The organism is Bacillus sp. BML-BC051 (genome assembly GCF_019656175.1).
Classification (GTDB): domain Bacteria; phylum Bacillota; class Bacilli; order Bacillales; family Bacillaceae_G; genus Bacillus_A; species Bacillus_A mobilis.
In genome coordinates this window covers 1-20,026 of the sequence record NZ_BPLI01000034.1, presented here as the reverse complement: position 1 = coordinate 20,026, position 20,026 = coordinate 1, and the positions used below count along the sequence as shown (strand labels likewise).

General features: G+C 36.4%; 19 protein-coding genes. 13 read left to right on the top strand and 6 right to left on the bottom strand.

The features are described 5' to 3' along the window. Positions 1-28: 28 nt before the first annotated feature. Positions 29-214, bottom strand: coding sequence for a 2-hydroxymuconate tautomerase (locus K5S59_RS15315; RefSeq protein WP_001147171.1), 186 nt, complete (start codon positions 212-214; stop codon positions 29-31). A 112-nt stretch (positions 215-326) separates the two neighbouring features. On the opposite strand from K5S59_RS15315, the gene K5S59_RS15310 reads away from it, so the two are divergent. Together K5S59_RS15310 and K5S59_RS15305 are read left to right on the top strand one after the other, a co-directional pair. Next, complete coding sequence (locus tag K5S59_RS15310; RefSeq protein WP_000372449.1) at positions 327-1,001, top strand: site-2 protease family protein; 675 nt, start codon at positions 327-329, stop codon at positions 999-1,001. Between the two features lie 25 nt (positions 1,002-1,026). After that, positions 1,027-1,536 (top strand): YwhD family protein, encoded by a 510-nt coding sequence (locus K5S59_RS15305; protein ID WP_000136683.1) that lies wholly within the window; start codon positions 1,027-1,029, stop codon positions 1,534-1,536. Between the two features lie 34 nt (positions 1,537-1,570). Here the strand turns inward: K5S59_RS15305 and K5S59_RS15300 are convergent, their stop codons facing one another. Beyond that, positions 1,571-3,622, bottom strand: a complete 2,052-nt coding sequence (locus K5S59_RS15300; protein ID WP_000250890.1) for a transglycosylase domain-containing protein — start codon at positions 3,620-3,622, stop codon at positions 1,571-1,573. A 102-nt stretch (positions 3,623-3,724) separates the two neighbouring features. Then, the gene (locus K5S59_RS15295) at positions 3,725-4,450 is read right to left on the bottom strand and encodes a glycerophosphodiester phosphodiesterase (RefSeq protein WP_001039755.1); all 726 of its coding nucleotides are present in this window, start codon (positions 4,448-4,450) and stop codon (positions 3,725-3,727) included. Between the two features lie 152 nt (positions 4,451-4,602). Between K5S59_RS15295 and K5S59_RS15290 the strand changes: the two genes are divergently transcribed. From K5S59_RS15290 to speB, 4 genes are all read left to right on the top strand, one after another. Further along, complete coding sequence (locus K5S59_RS15290) at positions 4,603-5,010, top strand: MerR family transcriptional regulator (RefSeq protein WP_120451039.1); 408 nt, start codon at positions 4,603-4,605, stop codon at positions 5,008-5,010. 5 nt (positions 5,011-5,015) lie between these two features. Continuing rightward, on the top strand, positions 5,016-6,179 hold the full coding sequence (locus K5S59_RS15285; protein WP_098238083.1) for an MFS transporter: 1,164 nt from the start codon (positions 5,016-5,018) through the stop codon (positions 6,177-6,179). A 186-nt stretch (positions 6,180-6,365) separates the two neighbouring features. After that, complete coding sequence (speE, locus tag K5S59_RS15280; protein ID WP_000424696.1) at positions 6,366-7,193, top strand: polyamine aminopropyltransferase; 828 nt, start codon at positions 6,366-6,368, stop codon at positions 7,191-7,193. Positions 7,194-7,411: 218 nt separating this feature from the next. Continuing rightward, a complete protein-coding gene (speB, locus tag K5S59_RS15275; RefSeq protein ID WP_001209823.1) occupies positions 7,412-8,284 on the top strand; it encodes an agmatinase in 873 nt (290 codons plus the stop codon). Positions 8,285-8,656: 372 nt separating this feature from the next. Here the strand turns inward: speB and K5S59_RS15270 are convergent, their stop codons facing one another. Further along, entirely contained in the window at positions 8,657-9,694 is a 1,038-nt protein-coding gene (locus K5S59_RS15270; RefSeq protein ID WP_000996305.1) for a PTS sugar transporter subunit IIC, read from the bottom strand. A gap of 234 nt (positions 9,695-9,928) precedes the next feature. Between K5S59_RS15270 and K5S59_RS15265 the strand changes: the two genes are divergently transcribed. Next, the gene (locus tag K5S59_RS15265) at positions 9,929-10,291 is read left to right on the top strand and encodes a YxeA family protein (RefSeq protein WP_120451038.1); all 363 of its coding nucleotides are present in this window, start codon (positions 9,929-9,931) and stop codon (positions 10,289-10,291) included. A gap of 25 nt (positions 10,292-10,316) precedes the next feature. On the opposite strand, the gene K5S59_RS15260 is transcribed toward K5S59_RS15265, so the two are convergent. Continuing rightward, entirely contained in the window at positions 10,317-11,303 is a 987-nt protein-coding gene (locus K5S59_RS15260; RefSeq protein WP_120451037.1) for a S66 family peptidase, read from the bottom strand. 202 nt (positions 11,304-11,505) lie between these two features. Here K5S59_RS15260 and K5S59_RS15255 point away from each other — a divergent pair, with 202 nt between their 5' ends. The 5 genes from K5S59_RS15255 (at position 11,506) to K5S59_RS15235 (ending at position 15,391) form a co-directional block, all read left to right on the top strand. Further along, positions 11,506-11,943: a YwiB family protein gene (locus tag K5S59_RS15255; RefSeq protein ID WP_000414871.1), complete on the top strand. Its 438-nt coding sequence runs from the start codon at positions 11,506-11,508 to the stop codon at positions 11,941-11,943. Further along, a complete protein-coding gene (gene argS / locus K5S59_RS15250) occupies positions 11,943-13,613 on the top strand; it encodes an arginine--tRNA ligase (protein ID WP_001086441.1) in 1,671 nt (556 codons plus the stop codon). The genes K5S59_RS15255 and argS overlap by 1 nt, the downstream gene beginning before the upstream one ends. A gap of 294 nt (positions 13,614-13,907) precedes the next feature. Continuing rightward, positions 13,908-14,435, top strand: a complete 528-nt coding sequence (locus tag K5S59_RS15245) for an RNA polymerase sigma factor (RefSeq protein WP_098257990.1) — start codon at positions 13,908-13,910, stop codon at positions 14,433-14,435. Then, positions 14,422-14,736, top strand: a complete 315-nt coding sequence (locus tag K5S59_RS15240; RefSeq protein WP_000133817.1) for a hypothetical protein — start codon at positions 14,422-14,424, stop codon at positions 14,734-14,736. The genes K5S59_RS15245 and K5S59_RS15240 overlap by 14 nt, the downstream gene beginning before the upstream one ends. Further along, the gene (locus K5S59_RS15235; protein WP_120451036.1) at positions 14,720-15,391 is read left to right on the top strand and encodes an ABA4-like family protein; all 672 of its coding nucleotides are present in this window, start codon (positions 14,720-14,722) and stop codon (positions 15,389-15,391) included. Before K5S59_RS15240 ends, K5S59_RS15235 begins: the two co-directional genes overlap by 17 nt. Positions 15,392-15,416: 25 nt before the next feature. Here K5S59_RS15235 and K5S59_RS15230 read toward each other — a convergent pair whose 3' ends face one another. After that, complete coding sequence (locus K5S59_RS15230) at positions 15,417-15,791, bottom strand: hypothetical protein (protein ID WP_120451035.1); 375 nt, start codon at positions 15,789-15,791, stop codon at positions 15,417-15,419. Between the two features lie 1,690 nt (positions 15,792-17,481). On the opposite strand from K5S59_RS15230, the gene K5S59_RS15225 reads away from it, so the two are divergent. Next, positions 17,482-20,026, top strand: a 2,545-nt coding sequence (locus K5S59_RS15225; RefSeq protein WP_220784062.1) for a Cna B-type domain-containing protein, incomplete at its 3' end; no start/stop codon positions are given.

The following is a 20,026-nucleotide window of genomic DNA, read 5'->3' as shown; positions in this document are numbered from 1 at the left end:
GAGCTGCTTCTTATGAAAGAACTTGAAATTATTTGTCGCTTAAGCGTTTTCCGCCAACTGCATAATGGTTTTTAGACATTTCTTCGATGAAAACAACGATGTTTTCTTCAGGAGCACCAGTTGTTTCGCTTACTGCTGCTGTTACTTTCTCAGCAAGAGCTTTCTTTTGTTCCTCTGTGCGTCCTTCTAGCATTTTCACTGTTACGTATGGCATATATAATCGCTCCTTTTATGTAAGTTACACTCTTATTATAGCGGATTATAGGGAAGAACAATCGAAAAAACAAATATTTTCTTTTTTTGACATATTGAAGAGGAGATGAAGCATGGATCAGTTATTTAGATATCCGTTGCACCAAATTCCGTTGGTAGCAATGGCCATTATTATTGCATTATCAGTGCATGAATTTGCGCATGCATATGTTGCATATAAATTTGGAGACGATACAGCAAAGAAGCAAGGCCGTTTAACATTATCACCGATGGCGCACTTAGATCCTATTGGGATGATCGCTGTATTAATTCTTGGTTTTGGTTGGGCAAGACCTGTTCCTGTTAACCCATATAACTTTAAAAGGCCACGTCTTGCAGGAATATTAGTTTCAATTGCAGGCCCAATTAGTAACTTAATTCTAAGTGCAATTGGTTTAATTATTTGGTATAGCCTATTAACATTTGGTGTATTAGATTCAATTCCATTTGCAGTAGCAGATACATTGGCTCAATTCTTCCGAATTTTTATTATGCTTAATATCGTGTTACTTGTATTTAACTTATTGCCAATTCCGCCACTTGATGGGTATCGAGTTGTGGAAGATCTAGCACCAACAAATATTCGTGCGAAAATGACACAGTATGAAAAGTATGGAGCAATAGCGCTATTAATTCTTGTTATTACACCGCTTAGCAATTATACAATTCAACCTATTTTTAATGTTGTCATTCCATATGTATTTGTATTTTTAGACAGTATCATTTCGCCTATTTTTGGCCTTTTATAATCATTAAGTGAGGAGGAATTTACATATGACAGAGAAAAAGAAAAAAATCGGTTTTAATATCGTGAAAAATGATTCAACAGATGGACATGGTGGTTTTGGTGTTGGAGCATTAAGTCTAGAAAATATTTCACCCGTATTTGTCGATGTACTAGAGAAAACAGCATTTGTTGATATCGGTGCAATGCATGCACGTAGTACAGTCGAAAAAGGTATTAAGTTTTTAACAAATAAAGATGAAGTTCCAAACGGAAAACCATTTTGGCTTGTATGGGTAACGATTGAAAGAACTGCGACAGGTGCTTATTATGCAGGTGTAACAGCTTGTGAAATGACAGTTGACCGTGAAATTCGCCGCGGATATAAATCACTTCCAGAGCACGTAAACAAAATGGATAAATCAATGAAGCGTCACATTATGGTTGACCATATGGATGAATCATCTAAAAAAGTACTTGGTACGTTCTTGAAAGAACATAATGAAGCGATTTGGAACGAATCTAGTGAAGAATTGCGCCGCGCATTATTAAGTGAATAAAAAATAGCTGACGGATGCCCGTCAGCTATTTTTTTTACCAAGGAAGATATTTTTTCCACCAACTTGTTTTTTTCTTTTCCTCAGTTGTCTTTTCAAATTCTTCTTTATCATCAACATGATCCATACAATATTCAGTTGGTTCTGTACCTTTTGCAAAATACATTTTAACTGAAATTGGACAGTTCTTTGTAGCGATTTTTCCGTTTTCAGGGTTAATATCGACTGCAACGACGTCACTTGGTTGTTTAAAATCTTTTTTAGGTTGTCCATCTAATCCTTTTTCCATCGTATCGGTCCATATTCTTTTTGCATATCCTTGTTCTGCTACATTTGAAATCGATTTAGGTTGATCGTATCCAACCCATACACCCGTTACGATTTGTGGGGTAAATCCAATCATCCAACTATCTGTTTCAGTAGAACCAGATTTTCCGGCATATGTTCTTGATAGTTTTGATAACATCGATTGACCAGTTACAGCAGCATAACTGCTTAGTTTTTTATTAAACATACCCGTCATCATTTCTTCCATCACAAACGTTTTGCTCTTATCAAGAACTTGCTTACTTTCTAAATGAGCATCGTATAACATATTGCCTTCATGGTCCATAATGCGGCGAATAAACACTGGTTTTACTTCTTTTCCACCGTTTGCGAACATGCTATAAGCGTTAACCATTTCAATTGGTTTTACAGGAGATGTACCGAGAGCAAGAGACGGAACATCTTTTAATGCGGTAGTAATACCGAATTGCTTCGCTGTTTTTGTAAGAATATCTTCGCCTAAAAATAAATTGGTCTTCACGGCATATACGTTATCAGAGACCGCAAGAGCTTGCGCCATTGTTACAAAATCGTCTGCATAATAGTCTTTATAGTTTTTCGGTTTATACTTTGAAACACCGTCACCTAAAGTGAACACGGTGTATTCGCTTTTTAAGCGCGTAGCAGGGGTGAATCCTCGTTCTAATGCCGCGTAATACAGGAATGGCTTAAACGTAGATCCAGGCTGGCGAGCGGCTTGTGTAGCCCTGTTAAATTGACTTGTATTATAATCAGTTCCACCAACAAGGGCAGCTACTTCACCTGTTTTTGGATTCATAGAGACGAGCGCAGTTTGTATGTTTGTTGTGTCAGGTATATGATCTTTTACAGCTTGCTCTGCGACCGATTGTAATTTAGGGTCTAGCGTTGTATAAATACGTAAACCACCTTTTTGTAAGGCTTGTTCATCCAATCCGATATCACGAAGAAGAGAAGCTTGTACAGCATCTTGGAAATAAGGCGCGATCTCTGCCACTTTTTTCGTATCTAATGAGGCAAAGGTTAATGGCTCTTTCTTCGCTGCCGCAGCTTGTTTCTTCGTAATATAACCTTGTTCTACCATTTCGTCTAATATGAGAGATTGTCGTCCTTTCGCACGATCCTCTTTTAAAAAGGGAGAGTAGACACTAGGTCCTTTCGGGATACCTGCGAGCATACTAGCTTCCGCTAATGTTAATTCTTTTGCTGTTTTATCGAAATATAGACGAGACGCAGCTTCGATTCCGTAAGCACCATGCCCGTAATAAATTGTATTTAAATATCCTTCTAAAATATGATTTTTATTATAGTTCACTTCAAGGCGAATTGTGTACATCGCTTCTAATAGTTTACGTTTCCACGTTTTATCATGATCTAAGTATAGGTTACGAGCATACTGTTGTGTAATCGTACTAGCACCTTGGACCTTTGCCATCGCTTTTAAATCGGCAACAATAGCACCAGCAATACGTTTCATATCAAAGCCATGATGTTTGTAAAATCGTTGATCTTCGATAGAAAGTGTCGCCTCTTTTACATAAGGAGAAATTTCATTGAGAGATACATTGTAACGTTTTTGCATTTCATTACTTTGTCCGATAACACTGTCATCATTAGCGTAAAAGACACTTGTTTGTGGGACAGCAACAGGAGGAGGTCCCATAATTTTTGCAACTATAATAATAACAAAAAAGGAAAAAACGAAAAAAAGAACAGAAGAAAACATTACGGTGAAGAAAAGACGTTTATATTTTTTAAGTTTCGGATTCATAGTTTGAACCATCTTTTTCAGCCCCTCAATACTAATACAAACATTATTGTATTAGTATTGAGGGTTTTCGGTTATTTTAAACAATGAAATTTCGAAAACAAAAAGCTCCTTCAATTAAGAAAGGAGCTCAAAGGCACGTGCTGGCCAATCGGTAATAATGACATCTACGCCATAGTCAATCATAGTTTGTAAATCTTTGTATTCGTTAATCGTATAAGGGCGGAAAACGTACCCTTGATCTTGTGCAAATTGAATAAATTCCTTTGTTAGTAATTGAAAGTTTGGATGTAAACCAGTTGCTTCTCTATTTTTTGCTTCAGCGATAGGATCAGCAAGTGGTGTATCATATAAAATTGCTCTTGGAATTTCAGGAGCTATTTCTGCTAGTAATGAAACAGAATCGTGGTTAAACGATGAGAATACAATTTGATTAGATAGATGATATTCACGAACGAGAGCGACAACTTTTTCTTCAATGTTTGGATAGTGAATGACATCTGTTTTTAACTCAATGTTGAGCTGTAACTTTGTTGTAGATAGCCAAATGAATACCTCGCGTAACGTTGGGATTTTTGCTTCATGGAAAGAAGGGTCTTTATGGCTGCCGGCATCTAAAGCCTGTAATTCCGCTACCGTTTTTTCAGAAACAAGACCTATGCCATTTGTTGTACGATCTACTGTTTCATCATGAATCACGACAAGTTCACCATCTTTTGATAGGTGGACATCAAGTTCAATTCCATGAGCACCAATACGTTCTGCTTCTTGGAAGGCAATCATTGTATTTTCTGGATGTGTTCCTTTTACCCCGCGATGAGCGAAAATAAGTGGTTTATTCATACGGAAATCTCCTTATCGTTTCTTTTCTTTCATTATGAAACTGCTTTTGGAAAAATACAATTGAATAGGATAAACATTTACAAAAGTCTAACAGTTGCACAAAAGTTAACGTTAACGTAAAATGTAATAATCGAGTGAAGGGAGGAATAAACATGTATAAAATTGATGAAGTCACAAAGCAAGTTGGTTTAACAAAACGTACACTTCGTTATTATGAGGAAATTGGTTTAATTCATCCCCCTGAACGTAGTGAGGGGAACATTCGCCTGTATACAGACGAGGACATCGCCAGAATTAAAGGGATTGTGGAAGCGAAAGAAGTGCTAGGGATTACGCTTCAAGAAATGCAACATTTCTTATCATTAAAAGAAAGAATGGAGCAAAGAAGAAATAGTGAGAATCCTCGTGACCGCGAAGTGATTCAAGAAATTAAAGAGATGCTTGAAAAACAAGTGCAAACGCTAGACGAGAAAATGGAGCAAATGCAACGTGTAAAGGCAGAACTTGAAGATAGCTTACATCGTGCAGTGACATTTTTAGATAGCACAAAAGGAGAATGATCAAAATGGAGAGCAAACAAAAACTAGGGAGATTGATTACAGTGGTGGCTACCTTCCTTGCCTTTTCGGGTATAGGGGTAGTCGATCCAATCTTACCAAGCATTGCTGAGCAAATTGGTGCATCTCATTGGCAAGTAGAGATGTTATTTACAGCATATATTTTAACGATGGCAATTATGATGTTACCAGCTGGAGTATTCGCCTCGAGATTTGGTGATAAACGAATGATGACGATTGGTCTTGCAATTGTGACTGTATTTGCGTTTATATGCGGTATATCGCAAACGATTGCCCAATTATCTCTTTTCCGCGCAGGATGGGGATTAGGAAATGCAATGTTCTTCGCAACGGCGATGACACTATTGATTGCATTAAGTAAAGAAGTTCATGAAGCAGTAGGATTATATGAAGCAGCTATCGGTTTAGGGATGGCAGGCGGACCGTTATTAGGCGGGATATTAGGTGGACATTCTTGGCGTTACCCATTTTTTGCGACGAGTATTTTAATTTTCTTAGCATTTATTTTAGTTTTCTTTTTTGTAAAAGAACCGGAGCGAAAAGTTAAGCGTAAAGCGGCAGGCGTGGGAGAATTACTTAACCTGGTGAAGTATAAACCGTTTATGCAAGGTGCAATTTCAGGAATGTTATACTACTACGGATTTTTCGTTGTATTAGCATATTCACCACTTATTATGCATTTATCTGCTATTCAATTAGGATTCGTATTTTGCGGATGGGGATTAGCGTTAGCTTACGGTTCTGCAATTTTGGCTCACAAGTTAGAAGGGAAATATGAGCCAAAAGCATTGTTGAAAGGTAGTTTACTCGTATTTGCGCTTTTCTTAATCGCACTATTCTTTGTGAAAATTATGTGGTTACAAATTGTATTAATTGTTCTATCAGGATTAGCATCCGGATTAAATAATGCATTATTTACAAGTTATGTAATGGATATTTCACCTTATGAAAGATCTGTTACATCAGGTGTTTATAACTTCGTTCGTTGGTTAGGTGGCGCAATTGCTCCAATCTTATCAGGAATCATCGGTCACACTGTTTCACCACAAAGTCCGTTTTTAGTCGGTGGAATTGTTGTATTAGTTGGTTGCGTAATGATTTTAATTCCGGTTCGAAATCCGGTAGAAGTAGAGACAAAAACCCTTTCTTAAGAAAGGGTTTTCTTTCCTATTACAGGGTAATCCTTTTTCATATATATGTTAGAACCCTCTGACTAAAATATATTTTCGGTATTTTTGTACTTTTAGCTATACTTTTTGGATGTTTTGTTTTATTTTTGTTAGGGGACATTAATGATGTCCCTATTATAAATTTGCATTGAGAGGCGTGATTGTACGATGGAACTATGGTTCACTGAAAAACAAACAAAACATTTTGGGATTACGGCGCGTATTAACCGCACATTACATACGGAGCAAACAGAATTCCAAAAACTTGATATGGTTGAAACAGAAGAGTTCGGAAACATGCTTATTTTAGACGGCATGGTTATGACAACAGAAAAAGATGAGTTCGTTTATCATGAAATGGTAGCGCACGTACCTTTATTTACACATCCAAACCCTGAAAACGTATTAGTTGTAGGTGGTGGCGATGGTGGTGTTATTCGTGAAGTGTTAAAACACCCAAGCGTAAAGAAAGCAACTCTTGTTGAAATCGATGGAAAAGTAATTGAGTACTCTAAACAATACTTACCATCAATTGCAGGCGCATTAGATAATGAGCGTGTAGAAGTAAAAGTAGGAGACGGTTTCCTACACATCGCAGAAAGCGAAAATGAATATGATGTAATTATGGTAGATTCTACTGAGCCAGTAGGACCAGCAGTAAACTTATTTACAAAAGGTTTCTACGCTGGAATCTCTAAAGCGTTAAAAGAAGACGGTATTTTCGTTGCACAAACGGACAACCCTTGGTTCACACCAGAACTAATTACAACTGTGTTTAAAGACGTAAAAGAGATCTTCCCAATTACTCGTTTATACACAGCGAATATTCCAACTTACCCAAGTGGTCTGTGGACGTTCACAATTGGATCTAAAAAACATGATCCATTAGAAGTAAGTGAAGAGCGTTTCCACGAAATCGAAACGAAATACTACACAAAAGAATTACACAATGCAGCATTCGCATTACCGAAATTTGTTGGCGATTTAATTAAGTAAGGGAATCGTATTGAACAAATAAAGTGTAAGTAGCTCATTTAAGGTGTTTGTCCAGAAGACTTGAACATGCTAGCTACGTACACTCCTGTAAAGAAAATCGTCTTCTTGTTATGAAACAGAAGACACCGGTAAATCGAGAAAGAGGAGCAATGCGCTCCAAATTTGAGAAATAATGAAAGGTTGGGATACCTTAAGTTCCACATAAGGAGGAAAAGAGTATGCGTTTTGATGAAGCTTATTCAGGTAAAGTATTTATTAAAAGTCATCCAAGTTTTGAAGAGTCAGAGGCAGTTATTTACGGGATGCCAATGGATTGGACAGTAAGCTACCGTCCAGGTTCTCGTTTTGGCCCTGCACGTATTCGTGAAGTATCAATCGGTCTTGAAGAATATAGCCCATATTTAGATCGTGAACTAGAAGAGGTAAAATATTTTGATGCGGGTGATATTCCATTACCATTTGGAAATCCACAGCGTAGCATAGACATGATTGAAGAGTATGTATCAAAACTTTTAGATGCCGATAAGTTTCCACTAGGTCTCGGCGGTGAGCACTTAGTGTCTTGGCCAATTTTTAAGGCAATGGCAAAAAAATATCCGGATTTAGCAATCATCCATATGGATGCCCATACTGATTTACGTGAATCGTATGAAGGGGAGCCTTTATCCCACTCTACACCTATTCGTAAAGTGTGCGATTTAATTGGTCCGGAAAACGTATATTCTTTCGGTATTCGTTCTGGAATGAAGGAAGAATTCGAATGGGCAAAAGAAGTAGGTATGAACTTATATAAATTTGACGTATTAGAACCGTTAAAAGAAGTATTACCGAAACTTGCAGGACGCCCAGTTTATGTCACAATCGACATTGACGTATTAGACCCAGCTCACGCTCCAGGAACAGGAACGTTAGAAGCTGGAGGTATCACATCTAAAGAATTATTAGATTCCATCGTGGCAATTGCAAATTCAAATATAAATGTAGTTGGAGCAGACTTAGTAGAAGTAGCTCCTGTCTACGACCATAGTGACCAAACACCAGTCGCAGCAAGCAAATTCGTGCGGGAAATGCTGCTCGGTTGGGTAAAATAAAAGCGGAAGCGGCTCGCTCAGAATGTGAGGGGGATGGAGCTTCAGACGTAGAGGCGTTTTTTGCCTCGAAGGAAGAAGCGAAGCCACCGATCATTCTAGCCGCTGCAGCTAGATAAAGTAAAAGTGAAGCCGACTGTTTAGACCCAGTGACTAAGGTTCTTTCCTGCAAAAGATGCTTTTTACCTTTTGGCAGGGAAGGTTCTTAGACGCAAGGGTCTAGGAGATGTAACTGGATAGAAGTAAAAGCGGAAGCGGCTTGCTCAGAATCGCAGGTCATGGAATGCTCGACAGAGAGTGTGAAATGGCTGGAGATTCTAGCTGCCATAGCTGCATAAAAAAAAGAGCCTCCTATATGAATAGGGGACTCTTTTTTTATGCAACTTTCTCTTCTGAAGTAATGCCGCGAATTTCATCAGCAGAACGAATTGGATATTTGCGGAATATGATTGATCCGATATATCCAACAATCGTGGTAACGATTCCACATAATACAGCAGCAATTGTTACTTTTACAACGTCATTAAATCCGAATAAGACAAGAAGTCCTGGGATTGGTGATGCTGTTCCTGGCGCATTATTAACGAGCTGGAACAGAGATGTAATAATACCAGCAAGTGCACCGCCAACGAAGTTTGTCGCATAAATTGGAATTGGATTTGCTGAAACAACATCGGCTTGTGTTAAAGGCTCGATTGCTACAGCGATTGTGTCTTTCTTTGAGCAAATTTTTAGTCGCTTAAAGAAAATAAAGTTCATCGGGGCTGAGGCTGCTACGGCAAGACTACCAATTGCCATTGGTAAACCTGTTAATCCAAGCATTGCAGTTAGTGCCATAGAGCTTAATGGAGAGGTAGAAATAACTGTTATTAATCCACCAAGCATAATACCCATAATGATTGGACTTTCTGTAGTTGCAACTGAAATCATAGAACCGATTTTACCGAGTGTTGCGTTCACGAGCGGATCCATAAGCATGGCCATTCCGCGCGAAATTGGTGCAGCAATAAATAAAATTGCTAAAAATTCTACACCAGCTGGTAATTTCTTTTCGAGAAATTTCACGACGAAAGCGCAAATGTATCCAGCGAAAAATCCTGGTAAAATACCGAATCCACTAGTAGCGATACCGATTAAAACAGCATATACGGGTGAAACACCGATTGCTAGTGCGACTAAAATTGCCGCTGCGACACCGCTCATACTACCAGAAGCTTCTCCTACTGATTGTAAAAAGTCATTATGAAACATTTCTCCACCGATATAACGGTGAAATGCTTCAATAAGAAAACTTGCGATTGCTGCATTAGCTAAAGCACCCATTGCTTTCATGCCGTAAGGAGCACGGTAACTAAAAAGTGTAAATAGACAAAGTACAACAAGTAATAGTGCTAAACCTTGCAAGATAGCCATTTGAAAACTGTCTCCTTTGATTTTTGTAATAAAAATTCGTATCATTCAATAATAATATAAAAGTTTGTTAAACGGAAAAATTTTTTGATGGGAATTTGCTATAAAGGGAAAAACTCTTACAATAATGTAAGGAAAGTGTAAGGCGTTTCGATAGAGTATAGTATGTTGTTTTTCGTATAATACATGTATAGACATAAGATTAGTGAGAAAGAAGTGCAAACAGGAGGCGCATTTATGAAATTGGTAATTAAAGTTTTAGCTGTGTTCGCCATTATTTTGGGGGGAACAGCATATTATTTAAACACAAAAACAGAAGGTGTACATGCTTTTGTAGACAACTTCTTTTCAAATAAAGAAATACAAGATTATTATGCGGTTGTAGATAAAGGTGAGAAAAAAGATGGTGAATACTTGTATACATTTAAAGGGTATACAGAAGACGGAAAGTTACAAGTTGTGAAAAGAATGATGAACCGTGAATTGCATACGGGGGCATTTGTAAAAATTTATGCAAAAGGTATGCAAGGAAAAGGATGGGCTGAAATCTCAAAAGAATTAATTCCGCAAAAAGCGTTGGAAAAAATAGAAAAACCATAAAAGGAGCGACTTATTCGCTCCTTTTTTAGTACGTTAAAATGGTGATAGATGTCTTTTCTTTGTTAGAAATGATTTTTGCACGTCCACCAATTGGGAAAGTGAAAATCGGGGTTGTATGCCCGAAACTTGCGTTTGCAATGATAGGGATATGTGCAAGTTCAGGTTTTGAAGCGATCATTTCTTGAATGTCTTCTATCGTACATTCTGCACCTTTTTGCATCTTTCCTATAACGATGCCCTTTACGCACTCAAAATCTGGCTGCTGCATAAGGGAATGTAAATAACGATCAAAAGTTTTAAGGGTAGCTGTTCCAGTTAAACTATCCTCTTCAAGAAATAAAATTTTATCCTGTAAATTTGGCATATACGGTGTACCTTGTAGTAAATTCAATGTGCTCATATTACCACCGATAATCTCTCCAGTTGCTTCGCCTTCGTGAATTGAAACATATCCTTCATTTTTAATGAATTCTCGATTTTCCTGATTAATGTACCAAGAATCATCGCTCCATGTTTCAGATGGCAGGACTTCAATAGGCTCATTAGAAGTTAAGCATTTTAAAAAGTAATCGTTCGTATACTCAAGTCCTTTCTCCATTCCAAATGAAGAGAAATGGGGTCCTGAATATGTAACGAGTCCTGTTTTTGCGTAGATGGCATTATTTAAAGCGGTAATATCAGAATAGCCACAGAAAAATTTCGGATTTTCTCGAATTAAATTATAATTGAGATGTTTCAATAAACCATTAGAGTTGTATCCGCCAAGTGTCGTTAAAATGGCTTTTACATTCGGGTCTCTAAATGCTTCGTGGAGGTCTTGAATGCGTGAAGAAATGGAAGAGGAAGCAAATCGATCGATCTCATCAGCATATGTTGAGAATGTAACTTGAAAGCCCATGTCAGTTAATCTTTTTATAGCAAGCTCTTGGTTCGTATTTGAGACAATACTTAAACTACAAGATGGTGAAATAACTCTAATTTCATCACCTTTTTTCAATTTTGTTGGTAGCACATAATTCACCTCTTTAAATGAAAGAATATTTAGATTTAAAAAATATTTTATCATATGAAATAAGGTGAAGGTGAATTATTTTTTGAAAAGGAGTTTTCCTGATTTTTCAGCAGACAGACAGAGGTTTTTTTTGATATGATAGGAAAAGTGATTTATTATATACATTATTTAATATCTATAACATGTGAAGGGTGTGCAAGACGTGGAGAAACAACTTGCAGGCTTGCCGGTACACGTTCATTTCGTAACAGAAATCCGTGAAGGGGCGAGGAAGGAAACCGTTGCTTTTGAAGCAAATGGTCAATACTATGTAAAAGGTCAAGGTACATATGTAACATTCCAAGAGCCGAACGAACAGGGCGAAGTGAAAACAATTATTAAAATTCAAGGTGAACAAGTTCTCATTATGCGTTCAGGTGCTGTTTCAATGCGTCAAACGCATGTGAAAGGTGAATGGACAACTGGTACGTATACGAGCGAACTTGGTACGTTTGCATTGCAAACGAAAACTGATAACGTTCTTTTTAAATGGTCGGATGAAAAGAAAAAAGGACAACTTTTCTTAACGTACGCATTGCTTCTAAGTGAACAAGAAGCTGGCAGATATACAATTACACTTAATTTGAAGGAGGCAAAATAATGAATTCTTTAGAACAAGTAAAAGGATTAATTAAAGAAGAAATTCAAGCTGCTGTATTAAAGGCGGAATTAGCGACAGAAGAACAGATTCCAAACGTTGTATTAGAATCCCCAAAAGATAAAACAAATGGTGATTTCTCTACAAATATGGCAATGCAACTTGCACGCGTTGCGAAAAAAGCACCTCGTATGATTGCAGAAGAATTAGTTGCAAACTTCGATAAAGCAAAAGCTTCTATTGAAAAAATTGAAATCGCAGGTCCTGGTTTCATTAACTTCTATATGGATAATAGCTACTTAACAGACTTAATCCCAACAATCGTTAACGCTGGCGAAGCTTATGGTGAAACGAATACTGGTAAAGGTGAAAAAGTACAAATTGAGTTCGTCTCTGCGAACCCAACAGGTGACCTTCACTTAGGACATGCACGTGGTGCGGCAGTAGGTGACACTCTATGTAACGTATTAGCAAAAGCAGGTTACGATGTATCTCGTGAGTACTACATTAATGACGCTGGTAACCAAATTCATAACTTAGCTCTTTCTGTTGAAGCTCGTTACATGCAAGCTTTAGGCCTAGAGAAAGAAATGCCAGAAGACGGATACCATGGTGCGGACATCATTGGAATCGGTAAGCTTTTAGCTGAAGAATTTGGTGATCGTTATGCAAAAGCTGATGCAGAAGAAAGCTATGAGTTTTATCGTTCATACGGTTTAAAATATGAGTTAGCAAAACTTCAAAAAGACTTAGAAAGCTTCCGTGTTAAATTCGATGTATGGTTCTCAGAAACATCATTATACAAAAACGGAAAAATCGATGCTGCACTTGCAGTATTAAAAGAGCGTGATGAGATCTTTGAAGAAGGCGGTGCAACTTGGTTCCGTTCTATGACTTACGGTGACGACAAAAACCGTGTATTAATTAAAAACGACGGTTCTTACACATACTTAACGCCAGATATCGCTTACCACCGTGATAAATTAGAGCGTGGTTTCGATAAGTTAATCAATATTTGGGGTGCTGACCACCACGGTTACATTCCTCGTATGAAAGCTGCTATTCAAGCACTTGGTTACGATAAAGAAACACTTGAAGTAGAAATCATCCAAATGGTACAACTGTACCAAAATGGTGAAAAAATGAAGATGAGTAAGCGTACAGGTAAAGCAGTTACACTTCGTGAGCTTATGGAAGAAGTAGGCGTGGACGCAATGCGTTACTTCTTCGCAATGCGTAGCGGTGATTCTCATTTAGACTTTGATATGGACTTAGCTGTATCAAAATCTAATGAAAACCCAGTATACTATGCACAATATGCTCATGCTCGCGTATGCAGTATCCTTCGTCAAGGTGAAGAGTTAGGATTAGCTACAGGCGGAGACGTGAATTACAAGCTTGTTACTTCTGAGAAAGAAGTAGAGTTACTGAAAAAACTTGGTGAATTCCCAGCTGTAGTTGCGGATGCAGCGCAAAAACGTCTGCCACACCGCATTACAAGCTATGCATTTGAATTAGCAGCAGCATTACACAGCTTCTACAATGCAGAAAAAGTATTAAACCAAGATAACTTAGAATTAAGTAAAGCTCGCTACGAGTTAATGAAAGCAGTACGCACTACACTTCAAAACGCATTAGCAATCGTAGGAGTATCTGCACCAGAAAAAATGTAATAAAGAAAAGCGGAGCCGACTGTTTAGTCCCGAAGGCTAAGGTTCTTTCCCACAGAAGATGCATTTTATCTTCTCGTGGGGAAGGTTCTTAGACGGAAGGGGCTAGGAGGCAGAGCTAGACATAAAGAAAAGCGGAAGCGACTCGTTCAGAATAAGAGCCGATTTTTCGCTTTTAGTAAAAGGCAATCACACGATGTTGTGATTGCCTTTTTATATGGAGATAATAAAAAAATAAAATTTTATCAAACAAAAGGAGAATTTGCGTCGTCTTATATAAATGACAGGAGGTTTAAGATGGAAGAAAAGGTAGAAGAATTAATTGATATATATAAGCAGCAAATATATTCCTTATGCTATAAATTAGCAAAGACGAAAGAAGATGCGGAAGATATTTTTCAAGAGACTTGGATAAAAGTTTTTTCCTCTAGGCACCAGCTTTCTTGCGTGGAAAATTATAAAAAATGGATTACTACAATTTGTGTTCGTACGTTTTATGACTTTTATCGTAAGAAGAAAAGGTTGAAAGATCGCGTATTGGATTTGTTTCATAAAGAGGGTGATGGAGAAATCGATTTCGCAGATGAAGTGAATATATCAGAAGAATTTATTCGAAAAGTGGAAGCGGGAATGATACGGGAAGTTATACAGTTATTGAATGAAAAATATAAAACCGTGCTCGTACTCTACTATTATGAACAATACTCTTATAAAGAAATGAGCGAAATATTAAATATACCGATTGGTACGGTGAAATACCGCCTTAATTATGCGAAGAAGCAAATGCGGGAACATCTGGAGGGGTTCGTTTATGACGGAAGATAAGTTTGATCAGAAGATAAAAAGTAGCTTAGCGGGAGAAATGGTTCCTAGCGCAGAGCTGTTAAATAAAACAAAAGATGGTGTGCGAAAAGCTCGGAAATTAGAGAAAAGATGGTTTGTTTGTATACATGTTACTTGGATTGTCTTATTAACAATTATGGTAGAACAGTTTGTTGTTCATTTAGATAATAAAAAAACTATCATAATAGCACTTGTTATAGTGATGCACTTATACATTCCTATATATATTGTCATACAGTCATTTTTAAAGAAGGAGTATAAATTACATGATAGAGTTCACTAATCCATTTGTAGTATTTAAGATAGCTGGGATTACAATGCTTTTGACTTTTATAGCACTTTTAGTATGTGTAGCATCATGGGTGTATACAGATGCAAAAACGCGTGGAATAAGTAAGTGGTGGAGTGTTATAGCGATTGTATTGCCATTTTTTATTGGAGTTTTGTTATATATGATACGAAGAAGTAACAAGAAAATAGAAGGAGAACATACAATGAAGGCTATGAAAAAACAAAAGATAACATTAGTTGTCATATTTGCAAGTGCGATGTTTGTATTGCTGAGCGGCTTTGCTTTCGTTCAAACGTTAGATGATATGTGGAAAGCGGGTGAAATATATTTAGAAAGTGAGAAGCAAGGAGAGACAAGTTATGAAGCAAAATTCTCATCATGGGATATTGCTGGGAAAGATATTGAAATTCAGTACGAGAAGGATACAGAAGTGACATTTTCTTATGAGACAGACGCAAAACGTGGGAATTTATGCTTTAGCTTGTTTGAAAGGCAAGGAGAAGGTATAAGAGAGTTAAAAGAGATCTGTGAATCGAAAAAAGGTACTTTCAAAGCTACATTGAAAGCGAATGAAAAGTATGTATTTAGTATAAGTGGTTTAATGGTGAAAGATGGTTTTGTAAAAGTGAATTGGGAAACAAAATAAAGGCCCTTGGGAAGGGCCCTTTATTTTATCGAATTGTATACGTAACCGAAAAGCTAACAGGACTATAGTAAACATAAGGTGCATGAAATTGAACGTACATATTCCCATCTGTTTTTGCAGTGAAAATTCGGCCGTACCCATCAGAATAACGTCCAATAAGGTTATGATTTGAGTCATAAACACTGTAACTAGGAGTTTTGCTATTAGGTTGAATTGTTAACTCTTGTCCCTTTTGAAGGAAAACAGGTTCTTGTTCAGAACTACTTCCAGTTTGCAAAGAATAAAATTTTGTAAAGCTTTGTTCTTGAACGGCAGCAGCGACCTTTGTTTCTGGAATAAACGCGGTAGCACCAGTAATTCCTGCTAAAGTTAACGCACCGGCTAAAATCATTTTTTTCATAGTAGAAAAAGCCTCCTTATTAGTTGTAATTATTCTTGTTACAGTTAATATTGTATATGATAATGAATAGGAGGAAATATGCTTTTATGCATATATGTATTTTCTCAATAAAATGTCACCACTTTAAAGTGGGTGATTTTTACTATAACTAATTGTTTTTTCTTTTGGACTGACAAAACAAGACGGATAAAGACTTTATTATATGTTTTTTTATTTTAATAATTTATATTGAGAAATAGAAAAGTAAAACCTGAATTATTTGCATATTTTTAATGAGGATACAGATGTTATTACTTTTAAAAGAAAGGTGGGTTTTTCTGAAAAACATAAATATATAATGCTTTGTAAATTAAGGAGAATTCTATGAGGGTGGTGAATCTTAGCCAGAATATGATATGTAAAATAGGATAATCGATTAACCTAAAGACGCCTTATAATAATGAAGTGAAAATGGGGAAAAACAATTAACTATTGATTTTTGGTAACAATTCTAGAATAATAGACTATGGAAAAAATTTGTTGTTTTTTGGGGGAATTACGAAAAAAGGCATGTCTGTATTATTTATTGATGAAAAGCTAATAGGGAATGTTGTAATTGCTTTAAATCATGTTATTACAATCAAGGTAAGTGTACTTAAATTTATAATCTACCTAACAACTTAGTAGGTAATCTTCAAAACTTCTTATTTATTTAAAGAGTTAGGGATTTTGTGCTAATCAACTTGGTTTTTTAGATTCGATAAAAATAATGAGGCGATATACACCTCTTATTTTTGATTTAACATCGCTTATACTTATATATTAATACATAAATATATATAAGTATATATAAATATTTTATTATTTGTAAAGAAATTAAAAATTTTTAGCGGATAGATAATATGTAGGTTTATTTTAATTTTTTAGCATAGCTCTAGAATCAGATCCATCAGGAGAAACCCTTTTTCTCGACACCCATTTATATACTCCAAAAATGAAAAAACTGATTCCCGTATTTCTGCAAAATTCACCTGAAATCAGTTGAAAATCAAAAACGTTTTTAGTTACCCCAAAACTTGTTCCACTTTATTCAGATTTGGAGAATATTTCTTTTATCTTCATAGACAAACAATACTTCGTTCGTAATATTTTAACTCGCTCCACATTTATAAGCTTTTTTGCTGGTATGCTGAATGCGACTATGATCCGTAATTTTCGTTATTTTTTCAGGACGATAAGTATGGAAGTTGATAGGATGCATATTTGCTGTGAAGTAGTTAGTCTATATTTGCCCGCACTAAAATCTTTTACAAATAGAATAATCATTTTATAATCCCTAAGGCACAAAAAGAAAAATGGTTGTCATGAGTTTCGTCTGGAATGCATTTTAAATCATTTTTTCCTGATTTTAAATGTATACCAGTATCTGTCGTTTATATGTATTTATTATTTAAACTTCTTTATCAAAGTTTATCTATGTTCCTATTAAAAAATATAGGTCAAAAGTACATAATTGTAGGCGTGTTGAAAATGTTAGATAGAATTATAAAAAATCAAATTTCAAGTTGTTAAGTAGTAGTGAAGGAGGGAAGAAATCATAGTAGCTATTAAAAATACGCAGGTGAAATAGTTGGATAACAGAATTTTCGTCATAACATGTTTGTGCCAGAAACTATTTATATTTCAAATTATGAGGAGGCTAACATAGAGTATGTATTTAAAAAGAATAACTTCGATTTTTTCGATTATAATGATTTTTATGTTTACTATAGGCCAGAGTCTTTTACCTATAGTAGCAAATGCACAAGAACTAAACACAGCAGGACTTGTGGATAGTTTTAAGATTGATAAAACAGATCTTTATATCGGACAACAGACTAAAGTCACTGTAAACTTCAGTGAAAAAGATGGTCTTAAGCTGAAGGCTGGAGACACACTAACATTAACACTGCCTCCAGAATTAAAAGGATTAGATACAGAGTTTCTATTAGATGACTATGGTACTTGTAAAGTCACTGCAGGTACTGTGGTATGTACATTTAATGATAAAGTGAGTACACATCAAAATATTAAAGGGTATTTAAACTTTTTCGTGGAAGCTGCCAATGTAGGAACGGATGAAAAGACAACGATTGAAACCAATTTAGGTACAAATGTAGATAAGCAATCTGTAACAATTACCGGTCCAACAAGCGGTGGTGGTACAGATCCTGGAAAGGGTCCGTTTTTTTATAAAACTGGTGATATGAGAGGTAAGCCAGGTGAGGTACGTTGGTTTTTAAATATAAACTTAAATAAAGAAGATTTAAGTCGTGATATTGTTGTGACTGATAATTTACAGGAAGGTCAAACACTTAATAAGGATAGTTTCTATATAAGTATAGATGATCATCTAGGTCGTCGATCTTTAACGCTACAAGAGCTTGAAAAGCAAGGTTACGGAACAATTACCTTTACCGGAGACAGATCATTTAAAGTTGTGCTTAATAAGGATAAAGCACGTCTTGCCTCCTTTACGATTGGTTATACATCTACTATAACGGAAGCTGGGAAGAAGCAAGATTTTTTTAAGAATGATTATACGATTGATTACCAAGTTCTAAATGAAAAACAAGTTACTGAATCGGGTACTCACCCAGTCGAAAATATGACAGCTGGCGGCGGTGCTGAAGGTAACGTGGTTCCAAGAGGAACGCTAAAAATTGTGAAGCATATTGAAGGGGATGAAGAAAAAGTAATCCCAAATGTTTCGTTTGAGTTGTATAAAGAGTCTGGTGAAAAAGTTGGAGATGTATATAAAACAGATGAAAAAGGGGTAATTGAAATCCCTAATTTACAACCAGGTAAATATTATGTGCAAGAAATTTCAGCTCCAGACTATGTTGATTTCGATCCTAAAGCAAAAGTGATTTTTGAAGTTAAATCAGATGCTATAAACGGAATTAAACTACCGATTTCGAATAAAGTGAAAACTACATCTATTGCAGGGACGAAGACGTGGAAAGGCGATAATGAGAAAAATCGTCCAAGTTCAATCAAAGTAGAATTACTACAAAATGGGAAAGTAGTAGACACGAAAGAAGTAACAGCGGCAGATGGTTGGAAATACAAATTTGACAACCTAGCAGCCTATGATGCAAATGGAGTAGCGTACAAGTATGAAGTAAAAGAACAACCGATAGATGGATACACAACAGAAGTAAATGGTTATGACATTACAAATACAAAAGTGATACAAACAACCAAAGTAGAAGGAACGAAGACATGGAAAGACGATAACGCAACAGATCGTCCGGAAATGATTAAAGTAGACCTTTTACAAAATGGTACAGTGATTGCGACGCAAGAAGTAAGCAAAGCAACAGGCTGGAAATATGAATTCAAAGATTTAGTAGCGTATGATGAAAATGGAGTAGCGTACAAGTATGAAGTGAAGGAACAGCCAGTAGCGGGATACCAATCTGACGTACACGGTTATGACATCACAAATACAAAAGTAGGCGAAACAAAAGTAGAAGGAACAAAAACGTGGAACGATAATAACGCAACAGATCGTCCAAGCTCGATTAAAGTAGACTTACTACAAAACGGTAAAGTAGTAGATACAAAAGAAGTAACAGCAGAAACAAACTGGAAGTATACGTTTGAAAATCTCCAAGCATACGATGAAAATGGAGTAGCGTACAAGTATGAAGTGAAAGAACAGCCAGTACCAGGATATGAATCCAAAGTAAGTGGTACTGACATCACAAATACAAAAGTAGGTCAAACAAAAGTAGAAGGAACGAAGACATGGAAGGACGATAACGCAACAGACCGTCCGGAAATGATTAAAGTAGACCTTTTACAAAATGGTACAGTGATTGCGACGCAAGAAGTAAGCAAAGCAACAGGCTGGAAATATGAATTCAAAGGTTTAGCAGCGTATGATGAAAATGGAGTAGCGTACAAGTATGAAGTGAAAGAACAAGCAGTACCAGGATATGAATCCAAAGTAAATGGTACTGACATCACAAATACAAAAGTAGGCGAAACAAAAGTAGAAGGAACGAAAACATGGAAAGACGATAACGCAACAGATCGTCCGGAAATGATCAAAGTAGATCTTTTACAAAACGGTAAAGTAGTAGATACAAAAGAAGTAACAGCGGCAACAGAATGGAAGTACACATTTGAAAATCTCCAAGCATATGATGCAGACGGAGCAGCATATAAGTATGAAGTGAAAGAACAAGCAGTACCAGGATATGAATCCA